At 68.0% G+C, this 12472-nt stretch carries 10 protein-coding genes; 7 read left to right on the forward strand and 3 right to left on the reverse strand.

Features of this window, described 5'->3' with window-relative positions:
• The first annotated feature begins 30 nt into the window (after positions 1-30).
• The 3 genes from ACFXKN_RS18410 to ACFXKN_RS18420 are packed head-to-tail and all read left to right on the forward strand — an operon-like array spanning position 31 to position 6432.
• Positions 31-1827 (forward strand): HSP90 family protein, encoded by a 1797-nt coding sequence (locus tag ACFXKN_RS18410; protein ID WP_379433448.1) that lies wholly within the window; start codon positions 31-33, stop codon positions 1825-1827.
• A complete protein-coding gene (locus tag ACFXKN_RS18415; protein ID WP_379433449.1) occupies positions 1827-4664 on the forward strand; it encodes a hypothetical protein in 2838 nt (945 codons plus the stop codon). The genes ACFXKN_RS18410 and ACFXKN_RS18415 overlap by 1 nt, the downstream gene beginning before the upstream one ends.
• A gap of 19 nt (positions 4665-4683) precedes the next feature.
• Positions 4684-6432 (forward strand): serine/threonine protein kinase, encoded by a 1749-nt coding sequence (locus ACFXKN_RS18420; RefSeq protein WP_378947404.1) that lies wholly within the window; start codon positions 4684-4686, stop codon positions 6430-6432.
• Positions 6433-6747: 315 nt separating this feature from the next.
• Here the strand turns inward: ACFXKN_RS18420 and ACFXKN_RS18425 are convergent, their stop codons facing one another.
• Complete coding sequence (locus ACFXKN_RS18425) at positions 6748-7365, reverse strand: TetR/AcrR family transcriptional regulator (protein WP_378947407.1); 618 nt, start codon at positions 7363-7365, stop codon at positions 6748-6750.
• 83 nt (positions 7366-7448) lie between these two features.
• On the opposite strand from ACFXKN_RS18425, the gene ACFXKN_RS18430 reads away from it, so the two are divergent.
• The 4 genes from ACFXKN_RS18430 to ACFXKN_RS18445 all read left to right on the forward strand — a co-directional run bounded on the left by ACFXKN_RS18430 (position 7449) and on the right by ACFXKN_RS18445 (position 10761).
• Entirely contained in the window at positions 7449-8228 is a 780-nt protein-coding gene (locus ACFXKN_RS18430) for a hypothetical protein (RefSeq protein ID WP_378947410.1), read from the forward strand.
• Positions 8229-8258: 30 nt separating this feature from the next.
• Positions 8259-8429 (forward strand): DUF2613 domain-containing protein, encoded by a 171-nt coding sequence (locus ACFXKN_RS18435; RefSeq protein WP_378947413.1) that lies wholly within the window; start codon positions 8259-8261, stop codon positions 8427-8429.
• Positions 8426-9499 carry a DUF3068 domain-containing protein gene (locus ACFXKN_RS18440; protein ID WP_378947416.1) on the forward strand — a complete coding sequence of 358 codons (1074 nt, stop codon included), beginning with the start codon at positions 8426-8428 and terminating at the stop codon, positions 9497-9499. The genes ACFXKN_RS18435 and ACFXKN_RS18440 overlap by 4 nt, the downstream gene beginning before the upstream one ends.
• 167 nt (positions 9500-9666) lie before the next feature.
• On the forward strand, positions 9667-10761 hold the full coding sequence (locus ACFXKN_RS18445) for an oxygenase MpaB family protein (protein ID WP_378947419.1): 1095 nt from the start codon (positions 9667-9669) through the stop codon (positions 10759-10761).
• A 6-nt stretch (positions 10762-10767) separates the two neighbouring features.
• Here ACFXKN_RS18445 and ACFXKN_RS18450 read toward each other — a convergent pair whose 3' ends face one another.
• Both ACFXKN_RS18450 and ACFXKN_RS18455 read right to left on the reverse strand, forming a co-directional pair.
• Positions 10768-11916, reverse strand: a complete 1149-nt coding sequence (locus tag ACFXKN_RS18450; RefSeq protein WP_378947424.1) for an RNA polymerase sigma factor — start codon at positions 11914-11916, stop codon at positions 10768-10770.
• The gene (locus ACFXKN_RS18455; RefSeq protein ID WP_378947427.1) at positions 11913-12320 is read right to left on the reverse strand and encodes a YciI family protein; all 408 of its coding nucleotides are present in this window, start codon (positions 12318-12320) and stop codon (positions 11913-11915) included. The genes ACFXKN_RS18450 and ACFXKN_RS18455 overlap by 4 nt, the downstream gene beginning before the upstream one ends.
• Positions 12321-12472 lie beyond the last annotated feature (152 nt).

The raw sequence follows: 12472 nt of genomic DNA on the forward strand, positions 1-12472 counted from the left end.
AGGTGGTCAGTGTTTTGGGGAGGGAACCCGGTGGAGCAGGTATTCCAGGTCGACTTACGCGGCATCGTCGACCTGCTCAGTCATCACCTGTACGGCAGTCCACGGGTCTACGTCCGCGAGTTGCTGCAGAACGCGGTCGACGCGATCACCGCCCGCCGCGCCATCGACCCGCAGGCTCGCGCGCAGGTGCGGATCGAGACACCCGCGAGCACCGGTGACGGCACCATCCGCGTCCACGACAGCGGTGTCGGCCTGACCGAAGCCGAAGTGCACACCTTCCTCGCCACCATCGGCCGCAGCGGCAAGCGCGACGATCTCGGCTTCGCCCGGCACGAGTTCCTCGGCCAGTTCGGCATCGGCCTGCTGTCGTGCTTCCTGGTCGCCGACGAGGCCCAGGTTCTCACCCGGTCGGCACGCGGTGGCGCGACCGTGCGCTGGACCGGTTTCGCCGACGGGCGCTACCGCGTCGAGCCTGCCGCATCCGAACGCGACGAACCCGGCACCACCGTGATCCTCGCACCCCGCCGCGGCGCCGAGCAGTGGCTCACCCCGACGACCGTGGTCGAACTGGCGCGGCTGTTCGGTAGCCTGCTGCCCTTCGAGGTCACCGTCGACGGACAGTCGATCACCGAGCCGGAAGTACCTTGGCGCGCAACCCATCCCACTCCCTCCGATCGCTCGAACGCACTCGCCGCGTACGCCGAGGACACCTTCGGGTTCACCCCGTTCGCCACCTTCGATCTCGCCTGTGCCGAATCCGGCGTCACCGGTGTGGCTTTCGTGCTCCCGCAGCCGGTCAACCCGGCGGGCAAGACCGGGCATCGGGTGTATCTGAAGCGAATGCTGTTGGCGGAGAGCGTCACCGGACTGCTGCCGGAGTGGGCCTTCTTCGTCCGCTGCGTGGTCGATACCACCGAACTGCGCCCCACCGCGAGCCGCGAAGCCCTTTACGAGGATGACCTGCTGGAGAGCACGAGGGAAGCGCTCGGCAACCGGATCAGGGACTGGCTGGTGGAACTGTCCACCTCCGATCCGTCCGCGCTGCACCGCTTCCTGCGCATCCATGATCTCGGCGTGAAGGCCCTCGCCCTGCACGACGACGACATGCTGCGCCTGGTCGACCGCTGGCTGCCGGTGGAGACCAACGCGGGCCAGATCCCGCTCGCCGAATTCCGCCGCCGCTTCGGCGCCGTGCGCTACACCCCGTCGGTGGAGGAGTTCCGCCAGCTCGCCGCGGTGGCGAGCGCTGCGGGCATCGGCCTGGTGAACGGCGGCTACTCCTACATCACCGACATTCTCGAGCGCCTGCCCGCGATCGATCCCGAAATTCGGGTGCTCCGTTTGGATCCCGCCGAACTGGCCACCCATTTCGACCTCGTCGATCCGGCCACCGAGCTCGCGCTTCGTCCATTCCTGAGCACCGCCCAGCGCGTGCTCGACCGCCTGGAATGCGAAGTCGTGCTGCGTACTTTCGATCCGCCGTCGCTGGCCGCGCTGTACCTGCTCGACCGCGACGCCCAGCACCGCGCCGAACTGCGCGCCACCCGCGAGGTCGCCGACGAACTGTGGGCCGACGTTCTCGGCGCTTTCGATACCGACCAGGCCGGCGACCGTCCGCAGCTGGTACTCAACTACCGGAACCCGTTGGTACGCCGTATCACCGGGCTCGCCGATGCCCGCTTGGTGACGACGGCGGTCGAGGCCCTCTACAGCCAGGCGCTGCTGCTCGGTCAGCATCCGATGCGGCCGGTCGACACCGCGCTGCTGAACAAATCGTTTGTCGGGTTGCTCGACTGGGCGGTTCACGATCCGCGGGGAGAGCTCTGATGCCGGACGCCGCCAACACGCCCGACGACCTGCAAAGGCTGCTCTTCCAGGCGTACGACATGCCCTACGGCGACGCTAAAGACGCACTGCTGGAACAGGTTCTGCGGCATGCGGAGGCGGGTGCGCACACCGCGCTCGCGTTCCACGTTCGGATGGCGATGGTCGACGCGTACGGCCACGGGATGAGCCCGGCCAAGTTGTTCGTGCCGTTCGCCCGTTGCCTGGCCGAATACGATCGCGACCCCGGCACCCATGAGTCGTGGGTGGCGCCCTCGCTGCGGTGGAAGTTCAAGACCGCGGTGGGCGCGATGACGAAATTCCCGGAGGTGCCGATGGATCGGGCGCTGGCCGCCCTCGATCAGATGGAACGGCGCTACCGGGTCGAGGGGCAGAGCCTGAACGCGGTCTACGGCCGCAGGCACCGCGTGGCCGTCCACGTCGGCGACCTCGCCGCTGCCACCGAGTGGTACGAAAGATGGTGCACCACACCGCGTGACGAGAATTCCGACTGCGAAGGCTGCGATCCGACCAACCGCGTCGCCTGGCTGGCGAGCCAGGGCCGCGACATCGAAGCCGTCGAGCTGGCCGCCCCGGTCCTCGCTGGTGAACTCGGCTGTTCCGAGCAACCGCAGCTGATCCTGACCGCACTACTGCTGCCCTACCTGCGCACCGGGCAACTCGATGAGGCGCGCAGCGCGCATCGCCGCTCCTACCGTGTCCTACGCACCAAACCCCAAGACCTCGCCGCGATCGGCGACCACCTGGAGTTCTGCGCGCTGTCGGGCAATCAGGTGCGCGGCCTGGAACTGCTGGATCGTCACTTCTCCTGGCTCGATCGCGCACCGAGCCCGAGAGACGCGCTCACCTTCCTCGGCTCCGCGGCGCTACTCCTGCGCACCCTCGTAGACACCGGTAACGGCGATACCGCGATCCGCCGCCCGGCCGACGCCGACCGCCCCGCCGCCGAATCCACCGCGCGCGCACTGCGAGCAGAGCTCACTGACGAAGCACTCGCCATCGCCGCCCGCTTCGACCAGCGCAACGGCACCGATCACCAGACCGCGCTGGTCGAGGCGAAGCTGACGAGCCGGCCGATCGTCGACTACTTGCCCTTGTCCGCGGCCACCGCGCACCGGGTGCCGGTCGAGCCGGGTCCGACCATGACGGTCGTCGAGATCCCCGAGCTCACCACCACCGAACTGATCGAACGCGCCGAGCACGCGAACAAGCAGCACGCGCTGGCCGAGCTGCGAGCCTTGGCGCAGCGGCTGGAGTCCGAGCCGGAGCCGACGGATCCGGGCCTGGCGGGTCGACACGCCTCCGTCCTGGCGGGAGCCGCCTTGCTGGCGACCGATCACGATCGTGCCGAGTCGCTCTTGCGCCGGGCGGCAGAGTATTTCGCCGCGGCAGGCGAGGAAGATCGCCGCCAGACGGATCTAAGTCGCCTCGGCCTTTTGTTCTGCAGGCATGGTGACGCGACGGAAGCCCTTGGCCTGCTGCGTGATTCTGTGTCGCACCTGGCGAAGTCCGCCGATCCGCACATCAGAGCTACTGCGACGCTGCACCTTTCCGGCGGATTGTTCGCACTGCTCGATCGCGGCCTGCTGTTGGATGACGACGCGGCCGAGCTGCCGGCCTTGCTCGATCGGGCCGCGGTCGACGCCGCCGAAGCGGGCGACGACGCCCTGCTCGGCGATGCCGCGAGGCACCGAATGTATCTGCACCAGAACAACGCTGAATTCGCCGAAGCCGTGACCGCCGGAGAGGCAGCCGTCGCGGCGTATCGACGGGCCGGTCGTGGGTGGCGGTTGGCCGACACGGCCCAGTACCTCGCCGGAATTCACAGCGACGCAGGCGATGCGGCAGCGGCGCTGACGATGATCGATGAGGCGGTGGGCCAGGCTGACGCCGACCTCCCCGAGGGCCTGCGGATTGTTCTGCACGCCAGGCGCGGGTCCTTGCTCATCCACCTGAACAGAGAGGAGGAGGCGGTCAGCGAGCTGTTGACCGCGATCGCGATCGCCACTGCGGCGGGCAGTGCGCAGGTGCCGTACGTGCAGTGGGATCTGGCCGTCGCCTACCGCGCCAACGGCCAATTCCTCGACGCCGCAGAACAGGCCGAAGAGGCGATCGCTGGTTTGGAACGCGCCGGTGCCGGAGCGCAGGCCCAGAGCTGCCGCTTCCTGCTGGTCGATCTGCACCGCGAGCTCGACGAGGACGAACAGGCTCTCACCGTTCTCGACGAGATCATCGAATTCGACCGCGCCACCGGAAATTTCGGCGGCGAGGCCTATGCCCTCGCCGAAACCGCCGATCTGCTGGACCGACTCGATCGCGACGCCGAGGCCGCCGAGCGCTACGCGCTGGCCGCCGAGGCCGCCGAGAAATTCGGTGATGACCCGATTCGCGTCACCTACTGCCGCTACAGCGCCGCGCTGTCGCTGCACTGGACCGGCGACACCGCCGCCGCGGTAGCCGCCATCGCGGTAGCCGACGACGCGATCACGCAGCTCGCCGCCACCGACCCCGACCCAGAACTGCTGACCTGGCACACAGCCCGGCACAACCACAACGCCGCCCGAATCCTGCGTCGAGCCGAACGCCCCGCCGACGCTCTCCCGCGCGCCGACGCCGCTGCCGACGGCTTCCGCGCCATCGATGCCACCGACCAGGCCACCCGGGCCGACTACGAGCGCGCCGTCCTCCTGATCGAGCTGAACCGCCCCGCCGACGCCGAGAAGATCCTCGCCGAGGCCGTCGCCGAACTGGCCGACGATCACGCCGCCGGACCGATGCTGTCGGAGCTACTGGCCGAAACCCGAGCTCAGCTCACCTGATCCGAAGGAACCACCCGCGATGCGACCGCTCGACCCGAACGATCCTCGGCGGATCGGCGACTACCGACTGCTGGGCGTCCTCGGTGCCGGGGGCATGGGCAAGGTGTATCTGGGCCGGAATCCGGGTGGGCGCACCGTCGCGGTGAAGGTGATCCGCCCCGATCTGATCGATCGTGAGTTTCGCGCGAGGTTCCGTCGGGAGGTCGCGGCCGCCCAGCGCGTCGGCGGTGCGTTCACCGCGCCGGTTCTCGACGCCGATGTCGATGCCGAAGCGCCGTGGCTGGCCACCGGTTACGTCGCCGGGATCTCGTTGACGGACGCGGTGACCGAGTTCGGACCGTTCGGCGAGCCCGCGCTGTCAGCGTTGGCGTACGGGCTCGCCGAAGCGCTCGTCGCGGTGCACGCGGCAGGCATCGTGCACCGCGACCTGAAGCCGTCGAACGTGATGCTCGCGATCGACGGACCGAAGGTGATCGATTTCGGCATCGCCCGAGTGATCGCGGATTCCGCACTCACCACCACCGGAAAGTTCCTCGGTTCACCGGGTTTCATGTGCCCCGAGCAGGTGAGCGGCGAAACCCTGAGTCCCGCATGCGATGTCTTCGCTCTCGGCGGCGTCCTCACCTTCGCCGCCGCGGGCCACGGCCCCTTCGGCACCGCCGAGGTCATGCAGATGCTGTGGCGCATCGTCTACGAGGAACCCCGCATCGAGGCCATCCCCCCGTCCCTGCGACCACTCGTCTCCTCCTGCCTGGCCAAGGATCCTGCCGCCAGACCGACACCGCAACAAGTCCTTTCGGAGCTGGCGAGCATCGGTGCTCCCGAACGCTCCGGTTGGCTACCACCACAAGTAGTCGCGCACATCAGTGCCGGTGCCGTCCGCCTGCTCGATCTGGATTCCGGCCCCGCCGACCCGCCCGGTGCCTCGTATCCCGACGCTGCGGTTACCTCAGCACCAGGCTGGTCGACAGCCGTCTCGGCACCGAACCTGCCCAGCACGAGCCCGACGCAAACCGCTCGGACCGGCTCCTCGACACCGAGCCGGCCGACCGCGGCCAGTGGATCGGTGCCGAGTCCCTATATACAGTCCGGCGGATTCACCCCCGGTCCCACCGAGCTGCCCTGGCAAGTCGCCACCCACGCGGGACAGAATTCCGCCGCGATGGGCAGCGAGTTCACTCCGCCGCCCTTTGTGGTCGCGCACAAGCCCGCGTCCACCGGCCGCCCGCAGCCCGCCGGCGCATCGCGGCGCACCCGCACCCTCCTGATCGCCGCATCCGCGACGGTCGCGGTGGCGGTGGCCTGCGGTGCCTATCTCATCGGCACCCAACTGGGCACGGAGTCCACTGCGACGACCACTCTCGCCGGAACCGACTCGGCCACCGTCCCCTCCGCCACCACCTCGACCACCGAGGCTCCCGCCAGCGCGACGGTCCCGTCGGAGTTCGTCGGCACGTGGCAGGGGCGTGCCAACGACGGCCCCGTCCAGTTCGACATCGAGCTCACCATCACCCCCGGCGCCGTCGGTCAGGAAGTCGCTACCTCCGCCAATACCGGCACCTTCTCCCGCGACCGCTGCGACCGTGCGGAAACCCTGACCGAGGCCACCACCAACCACCTCACCTTCCGAGCCAGGCTCACCGCGGGGAGCGGCTGCATCGACCAGGGCGCCACCTCGACGGTCACCCTGCAATCCGACGGCACGCTCGCCTATCGAACTCCCGGCTACCTCGGTGGCACCATCGCCGGCTCCCTGCGTAAAGGCTGACATGCACTCCGACCGAACTGGAACAGGTTGCCGCCGGATTGCCTATGGTTACCCTGGTACGGACGCAGCCGGTCATTTGTCCAGGATTGATCGCCCGCGTCAGCCCGTGGAGAGGAACTGGGGAATGGCCGCCGATACCGCATCACCCCAGGTGACACCGGTCTCAGAAATTCTCGCATTGCGATCTGGGTCACTAATATGTCAAACTCTCGCCCACACTGTGAAGCCGATCGGTCTCACAATGTCGGGAAAGGGAGTCGATTGAGCAGGCGGCAGGTGCGCGTGGTTGCCACCCTCCCGAAGGCTGCCCTGATGTCAGTCGAAAGTGACCAGCGCCAGGGCCGCGCCGGTGAGCAGATCGACCAGCTCGTCGACGGGCGGGCGCGACTCGCGCAGCAGCCACTCGTGCGCCACGCCGTTGACCGCGCCCGTGATCAACCCGGTGGTCAGCTCGGCATCGCCACGCAACCGCACGCCGACCTGCTCCAAGCCCCCCTCGATCAGCGCCGACCAGGCGTGCCTGCGAGTCCGGCGATGGTTCTCCATCCGATCGCTCACTCCGACGACCTCGATCAGCGCCACCTGCGCGCGATAGGGGTCCGAGCCGAGCGACTCCAGGTAGGCGCCGAAACCAGCCCGCAGCGCGAGCTGTGGATCGGTCGAGCCGAGCGCGATCAGCGCGGTGCCCACCGCGGCCGCCGCGTCGTCCTGGATCCGGTCGTAGGCCGCTACCAGCACGTCTTCGCGGGTCTCGAACTCCTCGTAGAACTGCCGCTTGGACAGCCCGGCCGCCGCGCACACCTCGGCGAGCGAGCACGTGGCGTACCCGCGTTCCGCGAAAATTCGCGTCGCTGCTTCCAGGAATCGCAGTCGTCGCTCGGCTTTTCGCGCGACGACCGTACGACCCCCATACCGCCTGTCCGCTGTAGTCACCTCTCCAAAGTATCCGAAACCCGAAATAACATGTACCTTTTCGGGTCGCTTCATCTATCCACCGAACAAAGGACGGCCGACCAGTGCTGAGCACCCGAGCATCGCGGACCGCATTGTCCGCCCTCGTACTAGCGGCGGGTGCGGCACTCGTGGCACCCACGCAGGTGATGGCTGCCCCGCAGTCCGCCGCGACGCAGCCGAGTGTCCCCGCCATCGCGGAGAACGTCCCCTCCGGGACGCTGGCCGCGCTGGCACCGACGATCGTAGGCGCCATCTCCGCTCCCGCCCCCATCGCCGACAGCGGACAGGCCGCGATCCTGGCCCAGGCTCGTGTGCTGCTGGCCACGCCCGGCATCCCCGCGCAGGTCAAGGCCACCCTCGAAAAGGTCATCACCTTCCTCGACGGCAGTGGCGGCGGCGGTCCCGAACTGCCGCCTTCGGACGGTCCGCGCATCGCGCAGTTCCTGTACCCGACCATCGGCAAGGGCTGCATCGGCCCGACGTCGGATTCCGTCGGCACCGCGCTGGCCGTACCCGGCCCCGCCGAGCTGCCGCCGCCCGGACCGGCCGCGGGCCAGACCGGCTTCGTCTTCACCGCGCTCGGCACGAAAACCGCTACGGTCGTGCAGAATCCGCCGATGACGGTGCAGTGGGTCAACCTCGACAACCGCCGCACCGGCACCCAGCCGCTCACCACGGAGGCGGGTATCAACGCCGACGGCCCGGCCACCCTCACCGCTATCGCCGACACCGGTCCCGGCCGGGTCGCTGCCGTGATCACCGGTTCGCTCACCACGGCCACCGCCGATGGTGACCGCACCTGCTCGTTCGCCCCGACCCTCGGGTTCTTCACTGTCGGCTGAGTCTCGCACCACGCAATTGGAGTTCGATCTATGAAGTTTGTCGTCCCCGGCCTGGTCAGCGGCCTGACCGGCGCGGTCCTCGGGGTGATTGCCGTACTCGGCATCACCGCGGGCGCGCAACAGAATTCGATCCCGGCGCCCGAGGAGTCCGGTGACCCGGGCTCGTCGCTGCTCGGCGACGTGCAGTACGGCTCGCGATGAGCAACGTGCGCAGGCTCATCGCCTGCATCCTCGTCGGTCTCGGCGCGCTGCTGCTCGCGGCCGCCATCATGATCCCCACCTACACGGTCGGCAAGGTCGGCAAGACCCCGCTCGATCTGCGCGTCACCACCATCGCCAAGAGCGTGCCCGGCGAGGAAAGCCTTGTGCTCGACGCGAAGTCGCTCACCTCGCCCGAGGGCTCGGCCACGGTGAACACCAATGTGCCGCTCGTTTCGCAGCGTTTCCTGACGGTCGAAGAGCCCTCGGACGCCGATGAGATGACCATCCAGGCCGGCCAGACCCTGCTTCGCGCCGACATGGATCCCAAGGAAGGCCTGCTCACCGCCTCGGTCGACCGCGTCACCATCGACCGCGTCACCGGCGAGCCGATCGACGCCTCGCCCAACGGTTCGATCGCCGTGGCTCAGGATCCCAAGTCGGGCGCCGCGATCCCCACCGAGTCGCAGCGGCGCGGCCTGCAGTACCGCTTCCCGATCGGCACCGAGAAGAAGTCGTACCCGTACTTCGACCTCAACGCCCGCGCCACCTACGACATCGATTTCATCGAGGAGTCGGAGATCAACGGCGTGCCGGTCTACCACTTCCGCCAGGACATCCCGGTGACGAACATGTGGGACGTCGTCAAGCACCCGTCCTATCAGCTCGCCCTGCCCGCCGCCAAGTGGGGCCTCGAGGGCACCGAGCCGGTCACCATGACCCGCTTCTACACCAACACCCGCGACGTGTGGGTGGAGCCGAGGACCGGCGCGGTCCTCAAGGGTGGCGAGAAGATCCACATGTACTACGGCCGTAGCGCCGAGCAGGTCGACGTCTCTGTGCTGAAGTCGAACCTCGTCTTCGACGAAGAGACCATCGAGGCCCAGCTCGCTATCACTCAGGAGAGCCTCGACAAGCTCGACCTGTTCGGCAAGACCCTGCCGATCATCCTGGGCATCCTCGCCGCTCTCTTCCTGATCGGCGGCGCTGTCCTGGGATTCATGAGCGCCGGCTCCACCTCGGGCCGCCCGTTCGATCCCCCGACGGAGCGGATTCGTTCCTCGAACCTGTAGACCAACTGTCCCAACGCACTCGGCCTCCCCGGTCCTCAACCCGGGGAGGCCGAGCTGTTTTCCGGGCAGGTCTTCGAAACATCGATGCGTGGAGTCGGTGCCCTTCCTGCAACTTGGAGTTACACTAAGGGGGCAGAATCTACATCGTTGTAGGACGGAGCTGGCTCATGTTCGGCATCAAATCTCGGGATCAGATCGCCAATCAGTTCGAGGCCCCAGCCGACAACGGATTCTTCGGGCCCGGGTCGGTGACGTGGAAGGTGTGGAGCTACCCGACCTCCTATGTCCTCGGGTTCGCACGGGCGGTCACCATCGAGCACCTCGACCCCAATCTCGCCGCCGCTGTGGTGCAGTCCGGCGGCGTTCGTACCCGCACCCATACGCGATACGCACGCACCATCCACTACTTCGCGCTCGTGGCGTTCGGCGCCACCGAGCCAACCGCCAAGGCGGCCGATGTGCTGGTGAAGATCCACACCAAGGCAATCGGCAACGACCCGGTCACCGGCGGCACCTACGACGCGAACCGGCCCGACTCGCAACTGTGGATCCATGTCACCGCGTGGCACTCGATCCTGTACTGCTACGAGAAGTTCGGTCCCGGCCGGTTGAGCGAGGCCGAGGAGAACCAGTTCTGGGCCGACTGCGCGCTGGCCGCCGAGCTCCAGACGATCGACCCGGCCACCGTCCCGCGTTCGCGCGCTGAGGTGATCGAGTTCTTCGAGTCGTGGCGTCCGCGCCTGGCCGCCTCCGAGGATGCTCAGGACATGGTCGACTACATCCTTCAGCTCGACGTGGCGCTGCCGCCGGACCTGCCGCGCCGGACCCGGCTGGCCATGGCGCCCGTCATCTGGCTGCTGCGCAAGGGTGTTATCTCGACCTACCCCGCCTACGTGCGAAAGATGTTCGGCCTGACCCAGGGCCGCGGCACCGACATGGCGATCAATGCCCCGCTGACGGTGCTGCACACCCTGCTCGACCGTGTTCCGGCCCTGAAGTTCTGGTTCATCGGGTTGATGGCGCCCACGACCACCGCGGTGCTCGCGCCGGTCGCCCTCGGCATCCCCGCCGTCGAGCAGACCACCATGACTCCGCGCGAGGCCCAGGCCCGCTACGGCTACGACATTCCGGAGCAGGCCCACCAGGATCTGCGCGCCAAGCAGCACCAGCGCGTTTTCGAGGCAGGCGCCAAGCCTTCGGACGAGGGTCTGATCGAGTCGCAGGAACACATCGGCGGCATGATTCCCATCGCGCGTGGGTGAGGGCGACTATCTGGAGCCCTGATGGGATTGCCGTACTCGGGCCGCCTCGCGGGTGAGGTGGTCGCGCTCTGGCACGGTGGTGGCGGCGTGTGACGCCTCGGCGTACAGGGTGGCAGCCTGCTCGAGGTCGCCCGCGCGTTCGAGTAGGTAGGCGCGGGATGCGGTGTGGCGAGGCAGTTCTGGGTCCAGGTCGGCCAGTGCGGCCAGGCCGGCTCGGGGGCCGTCGGCCTCGCCGACCGCGACCGCGCGGTTGAGGCGCACGATCGGGCTGTCGGTGAGTCGCAGTAGTTCGTCGTACCACTCCACGATCTGTATCCAGTCCGTTTCGGCGGTGCTCGGGGCGTCTGCGTGCAGGGCGGCGATCGCGGCTTGGGCCTGGTATTCGCCCAGCCGGTCGCGAGTCAGCGCGGCCTGCAGGATCGTCACCCCTTCGGCGATAAGTGTTGTGTCCCACCGGGAGCGGTCTTGTTTCGCGAGCGGTACCAGACGACCGTCCTCGGTGCGCGACGCACGGCGAGCGTGGTGCAACAGCATCAGCGCGAGCAGCCCCGACACCTCGGGTTCGTCGGTCCAGGCGGCGAGCTGGCGGGTGAGCCGGATGGCTTCGGCGGCCAGGTCTACGTCACCGCTGTAGCCCTCGTTGAAGACGAGATAGAGCACGCGCAGCACGGTCGTCGGCTCGCTGGGCCGATCGAGCGGTAAGCCGGTGATGCGCTTCTTGGCTCGGCTGATCCGTTGCGCCATAGTCGATTCCGGAACAAGGTACGCCGTCGCTATCTGCCGGGTCGTCAGGCCGCCGACCGCGCGCAACGTCAACGCGACCGCCGAGCCGGGAGACAGCGAGGGGTGCGCGCACAGGAAATACAGCCACAGGGTGTCGTCCATGGCGGGTACGGGGCCGGCTTCGGGCTCGGCATCGACGGCGAATTCCCTGCCTCGCCTGGATGTTTCGGCCCGTGCCGCATCGATGAACCTTCGCCAGGCGACGGAGACGAGCCAGCCCTTCGCATCGCGCGGTGGATCCTCGGGCCAGGTTTCCAGCGCTCGGATCAGCGCCTCCTGCACCGCGTCCTCGGCCGCGGCGAACTCGGCCCCGCGGCGGACGAGAATCGCGATCACCGCGGGGACGAGTTCGCGCAGTAGCGCGTCGTTCATTCGGTCACCGTGGGCAATTCCGCGTAGAACGGCCGCAGTTCGAGCCATTCCTGCACCGGCTTGCCCCCTGCGCCTGGTGCCGCCGACAGCTCCCCGGCCAGTTCGAGCGCCCGGTCATAGGTCTCGACGTCGATGACCATCCACCCGGCGATCAGGTCCTTGGTCTCCGCGAACGGCCCGTCGGTGACCGGCGGGCGCCCCTCGCCGTCCGAGCGGACCCACGTGCCCTGGGTGGACAGTGCCTGACCGTCGACGAACTCGCCGGTCGAGCGCAGTCGATCGGCGAAATCCACCATGTACTGCACATGCGCGGACACCTCATCCGGCGTCCACTGATCCATCGGCGCGTCGTTGACCGATGCGGGCGCGCCACGGTAGTGCTTGAGCAGCAGGTACTTGGCCATGATGTTCTCCTCGGTTCGTGTTCTTCGTGGGTTGTACCCCTGGGACGGAGCCGTTCGCGCGTTCTCGACATCCGCGGCGAAAGAATTTCGGAGAATTTTTTCGCCGTGAGTGAACGGCGCTACCTGCAGGAACAAACAGTGGGGGGTCCATG

Origin of the sequence: Nocardia sp. NPDC059195, assembly GCF_042754695.1 — a bacterium.
GTDB lineage: Bacteria > Actinomycetota > Actinomycetes > Mycobacteriales > Mycobacteriaceae > Nocardia.